The sequence below is a fragment of the Microbacter sp. GSS18 genome, assembly GCA_029319145.1.
Lineage (GTDB): Bacteria > Actinomycetota > Actinomycetes > Actinomycetales > Microbacteriaceae > Microbacterium.
The window spans coordinates 2,580,419-2,597,437 of sequence record CP119753.1; the positions used below are offsets into that span (position 1 = coordinate 2,580,419).

The window sequence follows — 17,019 nt, forward strand, 5'->3', positions numbered from 1 at the left end:
TCCGGGGCGATCAGCCGGCGGGTGTGAGCTCGGCCGTGTGGGGCCCGATCTCGTTCGCGACGACGGTCACCGTGTTCGCCGGGAATCCTCCTCGGCGCGCGTGCTCGAGGATCGCCTCGGCGCTCTCGGCCTCGTGCACGCAGTAGATCTTGTCGCCGGCGACGTAGCTCGTCACCCACGTGTAGGGCTCGCCGAGCGAGTCGACGACGGCGTTGGATGCCTTCGCGATCTCGGCCAGCGCATCCGGGCCGAGATCGCCGGCGCCGGGGATCTCGCGCTCGATGATGAACCTCTGCATTTCTGCCTCCTGGGTGTGCATCCGTCCGGCCCTGCGCCGGACTGCTCCCAGGCTCTCCGAACGCACTGCGCGGGACATCGGGGGCGACTCCCCATGTTGCCCACGGCGCCCCCCAGATCAGGCGGGATCGGGGCGATCAGCGTCCGGTCGACTCCCGGACGACCAGCTCGGGCTGATAGCGGATCGCGCGGTCGTGCGGCCCGCCCGGATCGGCGATCTCGGCCATCAGCAGGTCGACGGCGGTCGAGCCGATCAGCTGCGCGGGCTGCCGGATGGAACTGAGGGGCACGACGGCGGCGGCGGCGAAGTCGATGTCGTCATAGCCGATGAGGGCGAGATCCTCGGGGACCCGCACGCCCGCCATGATGTTGAGCGCCTGCAGCACGCCGACCGCCAGCAGGTCGTTGGCCGCGAAGACCGCATCGGGCCGCTCGCCCATCGGGCGCAGCAGCAGGCGCTGGCCGGCTTCCCGTCCCTGCAGGACCGTGAGCGCGCGCATTTCGATGACCTCGAGCGTGACGCCCTCGTGCTCGGCGACGGCGCGACGTGCGCCCTCGAGGCGATCGCTGACCTGCCGGATGGCGAGGGGGCCGGCGACGAAGGCGATGCGACGGCGTCCGGTGTCGATCAGATGCTCTGCCGCGAGTCGACCGCCCTCCACGTCGTCGACGGCGACGGACGGGAACGACCCGTCCGCGACCTCGCGGTCCACCAGCACGACGGGGGTGCCCCCGTCGCGCAGACGCTCGAGCGCGGTCAGGTCGTCGGTGGTCGGGGTGACCAGCACGCCGTTGACGCGCTGTTCCCGGAAGAGATCGAGGTAGGCGCCCTCGCGATCGACGCGCTCGTCGCTGTTGCCCAGCAGCACCGCCAGATCATCGGCTGCCGCGCGCTCTTCCGCGCCGCGCGCGACCTCGGCGAAGAACGGGTTGCTCGCGTCGAGCACGACCAGGCCGATGCTGCGGCTGCGTCCGGCACGCAGCTGGCGGGCGGCGTCGTTGCGGACGAAGCCGAGTTCGTCGATGGCCTGCTGCACCCGCTCGACGGTCTGCGGCGCCACCTTCTCGGGGCGATTGAGCACGTTCGAGACCGTGCCCACCGACACCCCGGCGGCGATGGCGACGTCCTTGACGCTGACAGCCACGGCGCCCCCTTCCCGCTCTTGCGTGAAACGATACATGTGGCTTATGATTTGAAACGATTCACCACGCGGAGCGCCGTGGCGCCCGCATCCGCACTCGAAGGAGCACCTCGATGACGAGCCCCGGCTCACCGACGCGCGTCTGCTTCCAGCTCCAGGTCAAGCCCGACATGCTCGACGAGTACATCCGCCGCCACACGCCGGTGTGGCCCGAGATGCTCGCCGAGATCGCCGCCGCCGGACGCCGCAACTACTCGCTCTTCCTCGCCGACGGCGGCCGGCTCATCGGCTACTACGAGACCGACGACGACGAGGCCGCGCAAGAGTACCTCGCCTCATCCGAGGTCGCCGCGAAGTGGGAGGCGCAGATGGCGCCGTTCTTCGTCGGCCTCGACGGTCGCCCCGACCAGGCCGCCACCCCCCTCACCGAGGTCTTCAACCTCGCCGATCAGCTCCACGCCGCACAGTCGGCACCCTCGCCCACCACCGAAGAAAGCAGTGCATCATGACGACGCTGTCCCCCGAGATCCTCTCCACCCTCGAAGGCCAGGGCATCGAACTGCCCTCGTGGGCGTTCGGCAACTCCGGCACCCGCTTCCGCGTGTGGACGACCGAGGGCACCCCGCGTGACCCCCGCGAGAAGATCGCCGACGCCGCGCAGGTCAACAAGTACACCGCGCTCGCCCCGTCGGTCGCCCTCCACATCCCGTGGGACAAGGTCGACGACTACGCCGAGCTTCGCTCGTACGCCGAAGATCTCGGCGTCGCGCTCGGCACCATCAACTCCAACACGTTCCAGGACGAGGACTACAAGTTCGGCGCCCTGACCCACCACGACGACCGCATCCGCCAGAAGGCCATCGACCACCACTTCGAGTGCATCGACATCATGGATGCCACGGGATCGCGCGACCTGAAGATCTGGCTCGCCGAGGGTTCGAACTACCCCGGTCAGATGGACATGCGCGCCCGCCAGGACCGTCTGAACGACTCCCTGCAGAAGATCTACGCGCGCCTGGGCGACGAGCAGCGCCTGGTGCTGGAGTACAAGTTCTTCGAGCCGTCGTTCTACCACACCGACGTTCCCGACTGGGGCACGTCCTACGCCCAGGTCGCCACGCTCGGCGACAAGGCGATGGTGTGCCTCGACACCGGGCACCACGCGCCGGGCACCAACATCGAGTTCATCGTCATGCAGCTGCTGCGCCTGGGCAAGCTCGGCTCGTTCGACTTCAACTCGCGCTTCTACGCCGACGACGACCTCATCGTGGGCGCCGCCGACCCGTTCCAGCTCTTCCGCATCCTGTTCGAGGTCATCCGCGGCGGCGGCCTGAACAACCCCGATGTGGCCTTCATGCTCGACCAGTGCCACAACATCGAGGACAAGATCCCCGGCCAGATCCGCTCGGTGCTCAACGTCCAGGAGATGACGGCCCGCGCGCTGCTCGTCGACCGCGAGGCCCTCGACGCCGCGCAGGCCGCCAACGACGTGCTCGCCGCCAACGCGGTGTTCATGGACGCCTTCTACACCGACGTGCGTCCGGCCCTGGCCGAGTGGCGCGAGTCGCGCGGGCTCCCCGCCGACCCGATGGCGGCCTACGCCGCCTCGGGCTACCAGCAGCAGATCGTCGCCGACCGCGTCGGCGGCACGCAGGCCGGCTGGGGCGCATGATTGAGCCGTACCTCGACGCCGACGGACTGGTGCGCGTGTACCCCGCGCACCAGCCGGACGGCACGGGCATCGTCTGGGCGCACGGCGGCGGCTTCGCCCACGGCGACCTCGACATGCCCGAGTCCGACTGGGTGGCCCGGCAGCTCGCCGCGCGCGGAACCACCGTCGTCTCGGTCGACTACCGCCTCGCGCCGACCCTGCTGTGGGGACGGATGCCGGGCGAGGAGCCGCGCGCCGGCGAGCACTACCCCGCCGCCTCGGACGACATGCTCGCGGCCTGGTCGTGGACGGTCGAGAACGCCGAGCGCCTCGGCATCGACACCGACCGGCTCGCGATCGGCGGCACCAGCGCCGGCGGCAACCTCTCGGCCGGCGCCGTGCTTCGCCTGCGCGAGCAGGGGGCGCCGACGACGCCGGCGCTCGTCGTGCTCGCCTACCCGTCGCTGCACGCCGTCCAGCCCGCCCCAGGGCCCGACCTGCGCGCCGCCCTCGACGCGGACCCGGAGGCCGACCGCTTCGGCCCCGAGGTCGTCCGCGGCATGTACGAGAACTACCTCGGCGGTCCCGTGGACGGCGCCCCGCTCGGCGCCATCCCGGGGGCTGCGACCCCGGCCGAGCTGGCGGACTTCCCGCCGACCCTCATGATCAACAGCGACGCCGACGAGCTGCGCGTCTCGGGCGAGGCCTTCGCGGCCGCGCTGCGCGAGGCCGACTGCGAGATCGACGTCGTCACCGAGCCCGGCACGCAGCACGGTCACCTCAACCGTCCCGCCGAGCCCGCGGCATCCGCGTCGATCGACCGCATCGCGGGCGTCCTCGCCGCTCTGTCCACCCGCCTTCCCTCCACCTCCTCCTGATACCGAAGGAACACTCCCATGACGAATCCCGCAGCCGCCGACCTCCTCGCGCGCAGCAACCGCCTGGGCGCCGACCCGAAGAACACCAACTACGCCGGCGGCAACACCTCCGCCAAGGGCACCGAGACCGACCCCGTGACGGGCGAGCCCGTCGAGCTGCTGTGGGTCAAGGGCTCGGGCGGCGACCTCGGCACCCTCAAGGAGGCGGGCCTGGCCGTCCTGCGCCTGGACCGCATGCGCTCGCTCGTGAACGTCTACCCGGGCATCGACCGCGAGGACGAGATGGTCGCCGCGTTCGACTACTGCCTGCACGGCAAGGGCGGGGCCGCCCCGTCGATCGACACCGCCATGCACGGGCTGGTCGACGCCGCGCACGTGGACCACCTGCACCCCGACTCGGGCATCGCGATCGCCACCGCCGCCGACGGCGAGGAGCTGACCGCGAAGATCTTCGGCGACAAGGTCGTGTGGGTGCCGTGGCGCCGCCCCGGCTTCCAGCTGGGCCTGGACATCGCCGACATCAAGGCGAAGAACCCGCAGGCGATCGGCTGCATCCTCGGCGGCCACGGCATCACCGCGTGGGGCGACACGTCCGAGGAGAGCGAGAAGAACTCGCTCTGGATCATCGATACGGCGGCCGCCTACATCGCCGAGCACGGCAAGGCCGAGCCCTTCGGCGCCGTGCGGTCGGGCTTCGAGGCCCTGCCCGAGGCCGAACGCCACGCGAAGGCCGCCGCGATCGCCGCTACGATCCGCGGTCTCGCCTCGACCGACAAGCCGATGGTCGGCCACTACACCGACTCCGACGTCGTGCTCGACTTCCTCGCGAGCGAGAACGCCCCGGCCCTCGCCGAGCTCGGCACCAGCTGCCCCGACCACTTCCTGCGCACCAAGGTCAAGCCGATGCTGCTCGACCTTCCGGCATCCGCAACGGTCGAGGAGTCGATCGCACGCCTGAAGGAGCTGCACGAGGCCTACCGCGCCGACTACCAGGCCTACTACGACGCGCACGCCACCGAGGACTCCCCCGCGATCCGCGGCGCCGACCCCCTCATCGTTCTCGTGCCGGGCGTCGGCATGTTCTCCTACGGCGCCAACAAGCAGACCGCGCGCGTCGCCGGAGAGTTCTACGTCAACGCCATCAATGTCATGCGCGGCGCCGAGTCGCTGTCGACCTACACCCCGATCTCGGATGCCGAGAAGTTCCGCATCGAGTACTGGGCCCTCGAAGAGGCCAAGCTCCAGCGCATGCCCAAGCCCAAGACCCACGCCGGCCGCATCGCGTTCGTGACCGGCGCCGCCTCGGGCATCGGCAAGGCCATCGCCACGCGCCTCGCGGCCGAGGGCGCATGCGTCGTCGTCGCCGACCTCGACCTCGAGAAGGCGCAGGCCGCGGCGGCCGAGCTCGGCGGCGCGGACGTCGCGATCGGCGTGGCAGCCAACGTGGCGGATGCCGACGGCGTCCAGGCCGCGATCGACGCGACCCTGCTGGCGTTCGGCGGCATCGACCTCGTCGTCAACAACGCCGGCCTGTCGCTGTCGAAGCCGCTGCTGGAGACCACCGAGAAGGACTGGGACCTGCAGCACGACGTCATGGCCAAGGGCTCGTTCCTGGTCTCGAAGGCCGCCGCGAAGGCGCTCATCGAGCAGGGACTGGGCGGCGACGTCGTCTACATCTCGTCGAAGAACTCCGTCTTCGCCGGTCCGAACAACATCGCGTACTCGGCGACCAAGGCCGACCAGGCCCACCAGGTGCGTCTGCTGGCGGTCGAGCTCGGCGAGCACGGCGTGCGCGTGAACGGCATCAACCCCGACGGCGTCGTCCGCGGCTCGGGCATCTTCGCCGCCGGCTGGGGCGCCAACCGCGCCGCGACCTACGGCGTGAAGGAAGAGGACCTCGGCCAGTTCTACGCCAACCGCACCATCCTCAAGCGCGAGGTCGTGCCCGAGAACGTCGCCGACGCGGTGTACGTCCTCACCGGCCCCGAGCTCAGCCGCACCACGGGACTGCACATCCCCGTCGACTCCGGCGTCGCGCAGGCGTTCCTGCGATGAACACCGCCGGCATCCCGGCATCCGTCGTCGAGCCACCCCTGTCCCGCCGAGCCGCCCCCGTGCGGCCGGCGGGTGAGGGGGCGGCCCGACGCGAAGCGGGCGGTTCGACGACGACACGGGAAGGGAGCGCATCATGAGCGGTGGATCCGTGGCAGCGGTCGACCTGGGCGCCACAAGCGGACGGGTGATGATCGGGCGCGTGGACCCGCGCGGCACACTCGCCCTCGAGCAGGTCGCGCGCTTCCCGAACGGGCCCATTCGGCTCGCGTCGGGGCTGCACTGGGACCTGACGGCGCTGTACTCCCACGCGCTGCACGGGCTCGCCGACGCGATCCGCACCGAGCCCGGGATCACGTCTATCGGCATCGACTCGTGGGCGGTCGACTACGCGCTGGTGCGCGGCGACCGGATGCTCGGAGAGCCGTTCCACTACCGCGACGAGCGCAACGAGCGCGCGGTCGAGGCCGTGCATGCACAGCACTCGTTCGCCGACCTCTACGCCCGCAACGGCCTGCAGTTCCTCCCCTTCAACACGGTCTACCAGCTCGCCGCGGAGCGCGAGAGCGGATGCCTGGCGCTGGCCGACCGCATCCTGCTGGTGCCCGATGCCCTTGCCTTCCAGCTCACCGGCGCGGCAGTCGCCGAGCGCACCAACGCCTCCACCACGGGACTCGTGCGCGTCGCGGACGGCGCGTGGGACACCGAGCTGATGGCCTCGCTGGGGCTCGACGCCGGGCAGTTCCCGAGCCTGGTCGACCCCGGCGCGGTCATCGGCGAGCTCCGCCCGACCGTGCGCGAGGACATCGGCGCATCCCGCGGCATCGAGGTCGTCGCGGTCGGCTCGCACGACACCGCCTCGGCGGTCGTCGCGGTTCCGATGACCGACCCGTCGACGTCCGCGTACATCTCGTGCGGAACCTGGGGCCTGGTCGGCCTCGAGCTCCCCGGCCCGGTGACGACGGATGCCGCACGCGAGGCGAACTTCACCAACGAGGGCGGCGTCGACGGGCGCGTGCGGTTCCTCCACAACGTCATGGGGCTGTGGCTGCTGAGCGAGTCGGTGCGGCAGTGGGAGCGCGAGGGCGGCCTGACCCTGGATCTGCCCACGCTGCTGGCCGACGCCGCAGAGGTGCCGGCCGATTCGGTCGCGGTCTTCGACGCCAACGACCCGCGGTTCCTCGCGCCCGGCAACCTCCCCGGTCGCATCGCCCAGTGGTATCGCGAGAACGGCCTGCCCGTGCCCGCCAATCGCGCAGCGTTCACGCGTGCGATCGTCGAGAGCCTCGCCGAGGCCTTCGCGGGCGCCGTGCGCACGGCGGCCTCCCTGGCGGACCGCACGGTCGAGGCGATCCACATCGTCGGTGGCGGGTCGCTCAACCAGCTGCTCTGCCAGCGCACGGCCGACCGCGCGGGGATGCCGGTGCTCGCCGGGCCCGTCGAGGCGACGGCGCTCGGGAACGTCCTGGTGCAGGCGCGGGCTGCGGGCTGGTTCGGCGACGACGCGACGCTCGAGCAGATGCGCGACCTCGTCGCGCGCACGCATCCCCCGAAGCGCTACGAGCCGCGGGGCTGAGACGCTCGCCGGGTGCACGGGCTAGCGTCGAATGCACGGGCTGGAGCCCGTCCGCAGCCCGTGCACTCGCCGACACCCCGTGCCGTCGGCGAATCGCACACCACGGAGAGGAATCAGCCCGCATGACCGCCTACAGTGACGCCTTCGACTGGGCCCGCCGCGCGGTCGACGACGGCAGACTCCCCACCGCCGTGCTCGGCATCGCGACGGCCGACGGCGTCGTCGCGCTCGACGCCTTCGGGGCGACGGGGCCACGAACGGCCGGCGTCGACGACCACTACCGGCTGTTCTCCATCACCAAGCCGCTCACGGGCATCGCCGCGGCGCGCGCGATCGAACACGGCCGGCTGACGCCGCAGACGCCGCTGAGCGAGGCTCTGCCGGCGTTCGGGACGAACCGCGACGACATCGTGCGACTGGGGCACCTGGCGAGTCACACGTCCGGCATCAGCGAGCCGCCGCTGGACCCCGCGCTGCCCCTGAGGGAGCTCCTGGTGCGAAACGGGCGCGACTTCGCGGCCGGATCGATGTCGCGCTACTCGACGCTCGCATTCGAAGGCATCGCGGCGCTGATCGAGAGCACGACGGGCACGGCATGGGATGCGGCGATCACGGAGTGGGCCGCCGAGATCGGCGCCGAGGGCTTCACGCTCGACGAGTCGGCGGAGCCGCACGAGGTGGCGGATGCCGCGTCCGCGGGCGTCGACATCGACCGGTTCATCGCCGCGCGCCATCCGGGCGCCGGGTTCCTCGGGCGGGCGTCCGACCTCCTCGCGCTCGGGTCGGCACTGCTGCGAACGGGGCTCCGCCGCGAACGCACCGTCGTGAACCCCGAGACGCTCGACATGATGCTGCGGCCGCTCACGGGCGACATCCCGCGGCTGGACCCGTATCCCGCCGAGCGCGGGCAGGACTGGGGGTTCACGTGGAATCTGCGCACGCGCGCGCCCGGTCTCATCGACCGCGACTGCTACGGCCACGGAGGCTGGGCCGGCACCGAGTTCTGGGTGCATCCGTCGGCCGGGGTCGCGTGGGTGCTCCTGACGAACCGCGCCCAGCGCCCGGGCGTCGACATCGACGAACTCGACAACGCAGTGGTGACCGGCGGATGAGCTCATCCGCGCTCTCGCGCACACATTCCCTGGAACGTTTTCCCGGTTCATTCTGCATAATAGGAAACGTGCCCCCTGCTGGCACAGAGAGTGCCCGGTGAGTCCCATGCCCTATCGCGATCGAGCGACCGTCGATTCGTGGCTTCGTGAGTTCCTGCAGGTCAACCACGACATCGCGACCGAGATCTCGGTGCTGGATCAGGACTTCACCGCGGGCCCGGAGTCGGGCCTCGTCGTCGTCTCACTGCGCAACGCCTCGACCGTGACCTATGTCCAGCCGGTGATGCGCGAAGGCGAGCCGGTGTGGATCGTCACGTTCGAAGCCCGCTCCGACAGCTTCGATCTCGACGCCCCGGGTGTCGCGGACCTGGCCCACGATCTCGACACGCTCGCGCGCATCTGCGACTTCCTGCAGACCAAGACCGACGCCGCGGTCGCGGCCAAGCGCCGCGTCGTCGAGTCCTGAGCCCGCCCTCGTCCGTCAGACGATCGGCAGCACCGCCTCGGCGCCGGCTGCGACCAGCAGTGCGACCGAGATGATCCCGGTGGCCGACGCCAGCGGCTGCGCAACGCGTGTCAGCCGCTCCGATCGCGTCGCCGCCGCTCCACGCGCGACGTCGCCGACGGACCGCTTGGCCTCGCGCAACGTCGCGTAGCGCCCGATCGGAGTGGTCCGATCGTCGAACGCGACGAAGCTTCCGTCGGCGTTCCGGTCGATGAGGCCGACGACATCGCCGTTCAGCGATGCGACGTGGCGCTTGCCGGCGTCCTGCTCCCAGATGACGCGGCGACCGGAGAGGACAGGGATTTCGGAGAGTGCGATGCTCATGCGGCACGCCCCAGACGAGCGCGCGCCACGCTCAGCTGCTCGGGCTCCTGGACGTCATCGGTCTCGGTGAGATCGATCACGACGCCGCCGGATGCCGCGGCGGAGCGAGCGAGTTCCTCGAGGTACTCGCGGTCGAGCGCGTCTGACTCGGCCGAGTCGAACTCGAACCGCAGCGGGATCGCGCAGTGGAGCCAGATCGTCGAGCGCCCTGCCGGGTGGCAGAACGACACGGTGAAGCTCTCGGAACGGCGCAGCTTCGTCGTGGTGAGCGTGCGCAGGTGCGCGAGGACGCGATCCGGGATCTCGATCGCGTCGGTGCTGGTGCTGTAGTACAGGCGACCCATCGTCGACTCCTTCTGGTTGAGAGAAGCTCTTCCGGAAGGTTACTCACGGAGTAACTAGTTCGTCAAGTGAGATAAATGAAAAGCTGTATACTGGGGTTCCGAGAAACCCTGGGGGTGAGTATGTATCACGATCAGCGTGCGGCGGATGAGACCTCCGCCCTCCTCTCGGCATTCGACCGTGCTCGGCACGCCGATCTCGCGCGTCAGGCGCGAGTGCGGTCCAAGACCGGTATGGGCGACAACGAGCTGCGCCTCGTGCGCTACCTTCTCAGCGCGCAGCGCGACGGGATCGACGTCAGACCGAGCGCGATCTCGCGCTATCTGGGCATCTCGTCGGCGTCGACGACGGCTCTGCTGGACCGCCTGGAACGTGCCGGCACGCTCCAGCGCGTCAGCCACCCGACCGATCGACGCAGCGTGCTGATCACGCCCACGCCGTCGGCGGCCGCGACGCTCTCGGCGACGGTCGACGAGTACGAACGCCGCGTGGCTGCGCTCGCCGAAGACCTCGACGACGAGTCACGACGCACCATCATCGAGTTCCTGGAGTCGATCGCCGACGTCGCCGAAGAGGTCGCGGTCGGCTGAGCGGGCCTCAGGCGTCGATGTCGTCGACGGCCCGGCGCATCGCGTCGAGGAAGCCGATGACGACCGCCCGATCACGGTCCGCCATGGGGCGCACCACCTCGACCATGCGCTCATGCATTGCGGTCAGCGTGTGCCGGATCTCGGAGTCGGCCTTGTCGCTCGCCTCGATGACGACGCTGCGGCGATCGCCCGGATTGGGCGCGCGGGTGATGTGACCGCTGCGCTCGAGGCGGTCCAGGAGCGCGGTGGTCGAGGCCGTCGTGATCCCGAGGTATCGCGCCAGGTTCGCGGGCGTGACGGCCTCGCCGGTCTTGCGAGCCCGCATGAGGAAGCGCAGCACCAGCAGCTCGTTCTCGCCCATGTCCATGGACTGTCGCGTGCGGCGCCGCATCGCCACCTCGGCCGCTCGGTATCCGCGCAGCGCCTCCATCACGGACGACGCGCGGATGTCCTCGGCGTCGGCGTACCAGTACCCCTCGCCCGACTTGCGCTCATTCATCGGGATAGATTCTGCCCTGGATCGGGGCGCTTGTGCACGCGGGCACGCGGGACCCGTCGCCTCGGGTAGAATCGGCCGCTCCGGCGGGGGCCCACCTGATCATGGGGTCGTGACCGTGACGACCCGCGGGAGGTCCCCCCGCGAGAACCCCACATGCACGTCGACGTCGCCGGATGCCGCCTGCCAGGCGCCCTCCGCCCATCGCCCCAGCGCATCGGACTCGACCGCGATGCGGGCCGTCCGCACCTCGCCCGCGGCGAGGCGCACGGCGGCGAACCCGACGAGCCTCAGGGTCTCGCCCGCGCCCGAGCGCGCATACAGCTGCACGACCGCCTTGCCGCCGCGCTCCGGCCCGCACCGCAGGGTCACCCGCACCGCCGCGCCGTCGGCCGTCGCCTCGATGAGGTCGATGTCGGCGTAGCCGAGCCCGTGCCCGAACCAGAAGGCCGGCTCCGCCCCCGCGCGCTCCCAGCTGCGGTACCCGACGTCGACCCCCTCGGCGTAGGTGAGCGTCCCCGAGGCATCGACGTCGGCCGGCGGCACGGCCGGGGCGCCGTCGGGCCACGTGAGCGTCAGGCGTCCGCCGGGCTCGGCGGCTCCCGACAGCAGAGCCGCGACAGCCGGGGCGAAGCGCTCGCCGGCGAGGCCCAGGTGCAGGAGCGCGGACACGCTGTCGCGCCAGGGCGCGGCGACAGGCCCCGCACCGTGCGTGATCACGACGACGGGGCGCCCCGTGGCGGCCGCGGCTTCGACGAGCGCCGCCTGGCCCGCGGGCAGCCCCAGCGCGTCGGCATCCATCCCCGCACCCGTCGCGCGCCCGGCGAGGACGAGGACCGCGTCGGCGCCTTCGGCAGCGGCCGTGACGGCGTCGATGGCCGGCGCGAGCGGAATCACGCCGAGCGAGAGGCGTGGAACGAGCCCCATCTCCGACAAGACGAACGCGGGCCCGGTCCGGAACCGCGCGACGAGGGTGCGGGACGCGGCGGCGGGCGGCAGCTCGGCCCGCAGCACATAGTGCGGCCCGGCGAGCAGCGGTGAAGCGTCGCGGAAGCCCTCGGCGATGACCTCGCCGTCCAGCATCAGATCGACCGCTCCGGCGAATTCTGCGGCGACCACGGCGGGCCCGGATGCCGGCGGGATGAGGACCGACAGCTCCGCCCGCCAGGGCTGACCGTGGTCGATGCCGTCGACGGGGAGCTCGGCGAGCGGGAGTTCGACCGTGCGGCGACCGGTCGAATCCTCGATCACCGCCGACACCGTCACGCCGTCGCCGGCGGACAGCGGCGGCACGGGGATGTCGGGGAGCCCGCCGGCGCGCGCGGCGACGACGATCCCCTGCGCCGCGAGCGCATCCTCGAGCGCAGGCAGCCGCTCGCCGACGAGCGGAACACCCGCGGAGCCACCCGTGACGAGCCGGTGCTCGATGTCCTCGCCGCCGATGAGAGCCACACGGGCGTCCGGCGCGAGGGGCAGGACGCCGTCGTTGCGCAGCAGCACCGCGCCCTCGGTCGCCACCCGCTCCGCCAGCCGCAGCGCCTCCGGCGTGCCCAGCGCCGCGCCGTCGACGACACCGCTGGGCGCCACGAGACCCACCGCGGCGAACGCCGAGCGCACGTGCGTTCCGATGCTCGCGACGGCGTCATCATCGAGCGCGTCCACCATCGCCGCCGTGCGCTCGGACAGCGGCGGGGGCCCCGGCACGACGATCGCCGGGAGGTCCAGCCCAGCGGCGAGCGCCGCCTCGGCATCCCGCACCGCGAACAGGAAGTCCGGCACCGTGAACCCCTCGAATCCCCACAGCCGCCTCGGGAGATCGAGCAGATCGCGCGACTGCGCCATGTACGTTCCGTTGACCCGCACATACGCCGCCAGCAGCGCCACGACGCCGTACCGCTCGACGACCCGCCGGAACGGCGCCAGATACACCTCGTGCAGCTCGCGCTCGCCCACGCGGACATCGCGGGCGTCGGTGCGCTGCTCCATCGGCCCTTCGCCGGCGCGCAGCCGCTCGAGGTTGTAGCAGACGTAGTGCTTCGCGACGGCGATCGCGCCGTGCCCCTGGACTCCGCGCACGATCCGCCCGCCGAGCTCGCCGACCAGCAGCGGGTCCTCCCCCAGTCCTCCCGCGAGCCGACCCGCCCGCGGGTCGCGGCCGATGTCGAGCTCGGGCCCGAGCAGCGCATTGTGGCCCGAGGCCACGAGCTCTGCGCCCAGCAGGTCTCCGTAGCGCTCCGCGAGCTCCGTGTCGAAGGACGCCGACAGGGTCAGCGCGCTCGGCAGCGCCGTCGCTCCGTCGTCACCGCGGATGCCGCACGGGCCGTCGGCATACGACAGCGGCGTGACACCGCCGCCGGCGAAGTCGTTGAGCGCGATGCGTCGGTCTTCGTCGCGTGTCACGCGGCCACCTCATCGTTCGTCGACGATCGGGCGACCCCACACCGCCCTCGCGGCCACTCTGGCAGGCTCCACGGGCGGCGGCAAGAAGGGCGCGCGGGTGCTACGCCTCGCGCGTGATGGTGACGTCGACGTGCAGGTGGCTCTTGTGCGGGCCGGCGTAGACGCCACGCAGGGGCGGGACGTCGTTGTAGTCGCGCCCGCGACCGACGAGCACGTGCCGGTCGCCGATCTCGATGTTGTTCGTGGGGTCGAAGCCCTGCCAATCGCCCGCGAACCACTCGACCCACGCATGGGACTCACCCGACACCGGCTCTCCGACTTCCGCGTCCTCGCGCGGATGCAGATAGCCCGACACGTAGCGAGCCGGGATCGCGACGGCGCGCAGCGCCCCGAGCGTGATGTGCGCGATGTCCTGGCACACGCCCTTGCGCTCCTCCCACGCGTCCGCCGCTGTCGAATGCACGCCGGTGATGCCGTGCATGTACTCGACCGCGTCGCCGACGGCCTCGGCGATCGCGCGCGCGGCCAGACCCGGGTTGGTGTGGTCTGCGGCGATGCGGCGGGCCAGGTCGAGGATCTCGGGATGCGGCTTCGTCCGCTCGGTCTGACCCAGCTGCTCCACGGTCGCGATCGCGAGCGGAGCCTCCCGCGACAGGTCGGCCCACGAGAAGTCGGTCGGCTCGATCGGCCGCGGACGCACCTCGACGAGCGAACGGGCCGTCAGCATCAGCTTCGTGTGCCCGTGCAGGACGTCGAAGGACGCCACACGCGTGCCGAAGTAGTCGACGTACTGGTTCACCGACGACGAGGGCTCGATGTCCAGGGCCGCGTTGAGCACGAACTGGCTGTCGGTCGAGCCCGGCAGCATCCGCGCCTCGTTGTACGACGCCGACACGTCGCCCTGATACGTGAAGCCGGTCTGGTGCTCGATGCGAAGGCGCTTCATGAGATCTCTCCGATCCAGCTCGGCTCGGTCTGCGTCGGGAAGAACCTCTGCCGGATCGCCTCGGACGCATCGCGGGTCACGACCTGCACGCGCTCCATGTGCTCGGGCAGCTCGTTGAGGATCTCGGTGAGGGAGCTGTACTCGAGGTCGTTGCGGATCTGGCCGAGGGCGCGCAACACCGTGTTGGAGTGCCCGACGCGGTCGGCACGGGGGTCGATGGCGCTCATGCACTGCTCCGCGCTCTGGATCGAGTAGATGATCGAGCGCGGGAACAGCCGGTCCAGCAGCAGGAACTCGGCCGCGTTGCGCGCGCCGGGCATCCCCTTGTAGGTCCGCAGGTACGCCTCGTAGGCGCCGCACGAGCGCAGGATCGTCGTCCACGACGGACCCGAGGCCTCGGTGAGCGATCGCGTGGCGAGCATGCGCGCCGTCATGTCGGTGCGCTCGATGGAGCGGCCGAGGGTGAAGAACTGCCACGCCTCGTCGCGACTCGTCGACGAATCCACGACGCCGACCGACAGGGCCGTGCGCTCACGCACCCACTGGAAGAAGTTGTGGACCTTGTCGACCTGAAGGCGCCGCGGCATGCGGGCGTTCGTGGTGTTCAGGGTCTCCCACAGCTCGGTGGAGACGATCTCGCGCGCCCGGCGCGCGTTCTCGCGCGCGGCGCCGAGGCAGTAGGCGATGCTCGAGTAGTTGCTGCGATCGACGGCCAGCTGCTGCAGCACGTCCTCGCGGCCGACGGTGTCGGCGCCCTCGTCGGGGAACGAGCCCATGACGGCCAGGAGCGACCGGCATGCGACGTCCTCGTCGATCCACGGGTCCTCCAGCAGCAGCTGCAGGTGGACGTCGAGGATGCGGGCGGTGCCGTCGGCCCGCTCGAGATAGCGTCCGATCCAGAACAGGGATTCGGCGATGCGGCTCAGCATGCGCGGTCACCGCCCGTCTGCTGCTGCTGTTCGTGCTGCTCGTTCACGGGATCGGGGACGTCCTGCGGCGAGTGGGCGGGCTCGGCCTGCGCGTCGTAGATGATCGGGATCGCCGAGGTCACGGCCGCCTGGTCGTCGACGAGCCCTGAAACCCCGCCGGTGCCCTGGCCGTACTCGACGTGACCGGGAGCGGCCCCGCCGACGATCCACGTGTCCTTCGACCCGCCGCCCTGGCTCGAGTTGACCACGAGCTGCCCCTCGGGCAGCGCGACGCGGGTGAGACCGCCGGGCAGCACCCAGATGTCGTCGCCGTCGTTGACCGCGAACGGACGAAGGTCGGCGTGGCGCGGCCGCATGCCGTCCTCGACGAGGGTCGGGATCGTCGAGAGCATCACGACCGGCTGCGCGATCCACCCCCGCGGATCGGCGAGCAGCCGCTTGCGCAGCTTGTCGAGTTCGCTCTTGGAGGCATCCGGTCCCACGACCAGACCCTTGCCGCCCGAGCCGTCGACGGGCTTGACCACGAGCTCGTCGAGCCGGTCGAGCACCTCTTCGAGGGCGTTCGGGTCCTCGAGGCGCCACGTGTCGACGTTCTTGAGGATCGGCTCCTCGGCGAGGTAGTAGCGGATGAGGTCGGGCACGTACGTGTACAGCAGCTTGTCGTCCGCAACGCCGTTGCCGACCGCGTTGGCGATCGTGACGTTGCCCAGGCGCGCGGCGAGCATGAGGCCCGGGGCGCCGAGCATCGAGTCCGAGCGGAACTGCAGCGGATCGAGGAAGTCGTCGTCGACGCGGCGATAGATCACGTCGACGCGCTGCGGTCCGCGTGTGGTGCGCATGAAGACCTTGCCGCCCACGCACAGCAGGTCGCGGCCCTCGACGAGCTCGACGCCCATGAGGCGCGCGAGCAGCGTGTGCTCGAAGTACGCCGAGTTGTAGACGCCCGGCGTGAGCACGACGACGTTGGGCTCTTCGACGCCGGGCGGGGCGGATGCGCGAAGCGCGGCGAGCAGCTTGTTCGGGTAGTCCCCCACCGGGCGCACGCGCATCGAGACGAACAGCTCGGGGAGCGTCTGGGCCATGACCCGGCGGTTCGAGATGACGTAGCTGACGCCGGACGGCACGCGGACGTTGTCCTCGAGGACGCGCATCTCGCCGTGCTCGTCGCGGATCAGGTCGATGCCGGAGACCTGGATGCGCACGCCGTTGGCGGCATGGATGCCCGCCGCCTGCCGGTAGAAGTACTGGGACGACGCGATCAGGCGCGCGGGCAGCACGCCGTCGCGAACGCAGTGCTGGCGTCCGTACGCGTCGTCGAGGAACGCCTCGAGCGCCCTGACGCGCTGCTTGACACCGGCCTCGGTCTTCGACCACTCGTCGTAGTCGATGACGCGGGGCACCGCGTCGAGCGGGAAGGGTCTCTCCTCACCCGCGAAGTCGAACGTCACGCCCTGCGCGAGGTAGGAGCTCGCCAGGGACTCGGTTCGCCCGCGCAGCTCTTCCTGCGTCATCTGCGCGAGCGCCTGGTAGAGCTCTTTATAGGCCTCGCGGGACTGGGGCACCGCGCCCACCCCGAGGTCGCTGCCGAACATCTCGTCGAACGCCGGCACCCCGGACGGTGTCTTGCGGGGCGCCGTGGTGGAGCCGTAGCCGTCGAACAGATCGCCCATGGCACGAGCCTAGTCGGGGACGTGTTGCCGTGTTGTTTCGGTTGACATCTGTCGTCGATGCGATAGTGGCGGACGTCCTCGGATCGTCATATCTGCCGCGGGTGCATCC

Annotated in this window: 17 protein-coding genes; 8 read left to right on the plus strand and 9 right to left on the minus strand. The window is 70.9% G+C overall.

Going from position 1 to position 17,019, the window contains the following annotated elements:
* Positions 1-10: 10 nt before the first annotated feature.
* Positions 11-298, minus strand: coding sequence for a DUF4242 domain-containing protein (locus P0L94_11825; GenBank protein WES63144.1), 288 nt, complete (start codon positions 296-298; stop codon positions 11-13).
* Between the two features lie 136 nt (positions 299-434).
* Positions 435-1,442, minus strand: coding sequence for a LacI family DNA-binding transcriptional regulator (locus tag P0L94_11830; protein ID WES63145.1), 1,008 nt, complete (start codon positions 1,440-1,442; stop codon positions 435-437).
* Between the two features lie 110 nt (positions 1,443-1,552).
* On the opposite strand from P0L94_11830, the gene P0L94_11835 reads away from it, so the two are divergent.
* From P0L94_11835 to P0L94_11865, 7 genes are all read left to right on the plus strand, one after another.
* Positions 1,553-1,948: an L-rhamnose mutarotase gene (locus tag P0L94_11835; protein ID WES63146.1), complete on the plus strand. Its 396-nt coding sequence runs from the start codon at positions 1,553-1,555 to the stop codon at positions 1,946-1,948.
* Positions 1,945-3,111 carry an L-rhamnose isomerase gene (gene rhaI, locus P0L94_11840; protein ID WES63147.1) on the plus strand — a complete coding sequence of 389 codons (1,167 nt, stop codon included), beginning with the start codon at positions 1,945-1,947 and terminating at the stop codon, positions 3,109-3,111. Before P0L94_11835 ends, rhaI begins: the two co-directional genes overlap by 4 nt.
* Positions 3,108-3,968: an alpha/beta hydrolase fold domain-containing protein gene (locus tag P0L94_11845; protein WES63148.1), complete on the plus strand. Its 861-nt coding sequence runs from the start codon at positions 3,108-3,110 to the stop codon at positions 3,966-3,968. The genes rhaI and P0L94_11845 overlap by 4 nt, the downstream gene beginning before the upstream one ends.
* 18 nt (positions 3,969-3,986) lie before the next feature.
* A complete protein-coding gene (locus P0L94_11850) occupies positions 3,987-6,023 on the plus strand; it encodes a bifunctional aldolase/short-chain dehydrogenase (protein WES63149.1) in 2,037 nt (678 codons plus the stop codon).
* A 133-nt stretch (positions 6,024-6,156) separates the two neighbouring features.
* Entirely contained in the window at positions 6,157-7,596 is a 1,440-nt protein-coding gene (locus P0L94_11855) for a rhamnulokinase (GenBank protein WES63150.1), read from the plus strand.
* A gap of 122 nt (positions 7,597-7,718) precedes the next feature.
* Positions 7,719-8,708: a serine hydrolase gene (locus P0L94_11860; GenBank protein WES63151.1), complete on the plus strand. Its 990-nt coding sequence runs from the start codon at positions 7,719-7,721 to the stop codon at positions 8,706-8,708.
* A gap of 97 nt (positions 8,709-8,805) precedes the next feature.
* Entirely contained in the window at positions 8,806-9,174 is a 369-nt protein-coding gene (locus P0L94_11865; GenBank protein ID WES63152.1) for a hypothetical protein, read from the plus strand.
* 15 nt (positions 9,175-9,189) lie between these two features.
* Here P0L94_11865 and P0L94_11870 read toward each other — a convergent pair whose 3' ends face one another.
* A complete protein-coding gene (locus P0L94_11870; GenBank protein ID WES63153.1) occupies positions 9,190-9,537 on the minus strand; it encodes a hypothetical protein in 348 nt (115 codons plus the stop codon).
* Positions 9,534-9,881, minus strand: a complete 348-nt coding sequence (locus P0L94_11875; protein ID WES63154.1) for a hypothetical protein — start codon at positions 9,879-9,881, stop codon at positions 9,534-9,536. Before P0L94_11875 ends, P0L94_11870 begins: the two co-directional genes overlap by 4 nt.
* Before the next feature lie 120 nt (positions 9,882-10,001).
* On the opposite strand from P0L94_11875, the gene P0L94_11880 reads away from it, so the two are divergent.
* Positions 10,002-10,469, plus strand: a complete 468-nt coding sequence (locus P0L94_11880; protein WES66322.1) for a MarR family transcriptional regulator — start codon at positions 10,002-10,004, stop codon at positions 10,467-10,469.
* A 7-nt stretch (positions 10,470-10,476) separates the two neighbouring features.
* Here P0L94_11880 and P0L94_11885 read toward each other — a convergent pair whose 3' ends face one another.
* The 5 genes from P0L94_11885 to P0L94_11905 all read right to left on the minus strand — a co-directional run bounded on the left by P0L94_11885 (position 10,477) and on the right by P0L94_11905 (position 16,910).
* A complete protein-coding gene (locus P0L94_11885; GenBank protein WES63155.1) occupies positions 10,477-10,968 on the minus strand; it encodes a MarR family transcriptional regulator in 492 nt (163 codons plus the stop codon).
* Positions 10,969-11,067: 99 nt separating this feature from the next.
* The gene (locus P0L94_11890; protein WES63156.1) at positions 11,068-13,365 is read right to left on the minus strand and encodes a glycoside hydrolase family 3 C-terminal domain-containing protein; all 2,298 of its coding nucleotides are present in this window, start codon (positions 13,363-13,365) and stop codon (positions 11,068-11,070) included.
* Positions 13,366-13,465: 100 nt separating this feature from the next.
* Entirely contained in the window at positions 13,466-14,311 is an 846-nt protein-coding gene (locus P0L94_11895; protein ID WES63157.1) for a transglutaminase family protein, read from the minus strand.
* Positions 14,308-15,240 carry an alpha-E domain-containing protein gene (locus P0L94_11900; GenBank protein ID WES63158.1) on the minus strand — a complete coding sequence of 311 codons (933 nt, stop codon included), beginning with the start codon at positions 15,238-15,240 and terminating at the stop codon, positions 14,308-14,310. Before P0L94_11900 ends, P0L94_11895 begins: the two co-directional genes overlap by 4 nt.
* A complete protein-coding gene (locus tag P0L94_11905) occupies positions 15,234-16,910 on the minus strand; it encodes a circularly permuted type 2 ATP-grasp protein (protein ID WES63159.1) in 1,677 nt (558 codons plus the stop codon). The genes P0L94_11900 and P0L94_11905 overlap by 7 nt, the downstream gene beginning before the upstream one ends.
* Positions 16,911-17,019: the final 109 nt, after the last annotated feature.

Excerpts from the sequence above, each read along its gene's own strand:
- P0L94_11825 (WES63144.1), bottom strand. The coding sequence starts at position 298 with ATGCAGAGGTTCATCATCGAGCGCGAGATCCCCGGCGCCGGCGATCTC.
- P0L94_11835 (WES63146.1), top strand. The coding sequence starts at position 1,553 with ATGACGAGCCCCGGCTCACCGACGCGCGTCTGCTTCCAGCTCCAGGTC.
- rhaI (WES63147.1), top strand. The coding sequence starts at position 1,945 with ATGACGACGCTGTCCCCCGAGATCCTCTCCACCCTCGAAGGCCAGGGC.
- P0L94_11845 (WES63148.1), top strand. The coding sequence starts at position 3,108 with ATGATTGAGCCGTACCTCGACGCCGACGGACTGGTGCGCGTGTACCCC.
- P0L94_11850 (WES63149.1), top strand. The coding sequence starts at position 3,987 with ATGACGAATCCCGCAGCCGCCGACCTCCTCGCGCGCAGCAACCGCCTG.
- P0L94_11855 (WES63150.1), top strand. The coding sequence starts at position 6,157 with ATGAGCGGTGGATCCGTGGCAGCGGTCGACCTGGGCGCCACAAGCGGA.
- P0L94_11860 (WES63151.1), top strand. The coding sequence starts at position 7,719 with ATGACCGCCTACAGTGACGCCTTCGACTGGGCCCGCCGCGCGGTCGAC.
- P0L94_11870 (WES63153.1), bottom strand. The coding sequence starts at position 9,537 with ATGAGCATCGCACTCTCCGAAATCCCTGTCCTCTCCGGTCGCCGCGTC.
- P0L94_11875 (WES63154.1), bottom strand. The coding sequence starts at position 9,881 with ATGGGTCGCCTGTACTACAGCACCAGCACCGACGCGATCGAGATCCCG.
- P0L94_11880 (WES66322.1), top strand. The coding sequence starts at position 10,002 with ATGTATCACGATCAGCGTGCGGCGGATGAGACCTCCGCCCTCCTCTCG.
- P0L94_11885 (WES63155.1), bottom strand. The coding sequence starts at position 10,968 with ATGAATGAGCGCAAGTCGGGCGAGGGGTACTGGTACGCCGACGCCGAG.
- P0L94_11895 (WES63157.1), bottom strand. The coding sequence starts at position 14,311 with ATGAAGCGCCTTCGCATCGAGCACCAGACCGGCTTCACGTATCAGGGC.
- P0L94_11900 (WES63158.1), bottom strand. The coding sequence starts at position 15,240 with ATGCTGAGCCGCATCGCCGAATCCCTGTTCTGGATCGGACGCTATCTC.
- P0L94_11905 (WES63159.1), bottom strand. The coding sequence starts at position 16,910 with ATGGGCGATCTGTTCGACGGCTACGGCTCCACCACGGCGCCCCGCAAG.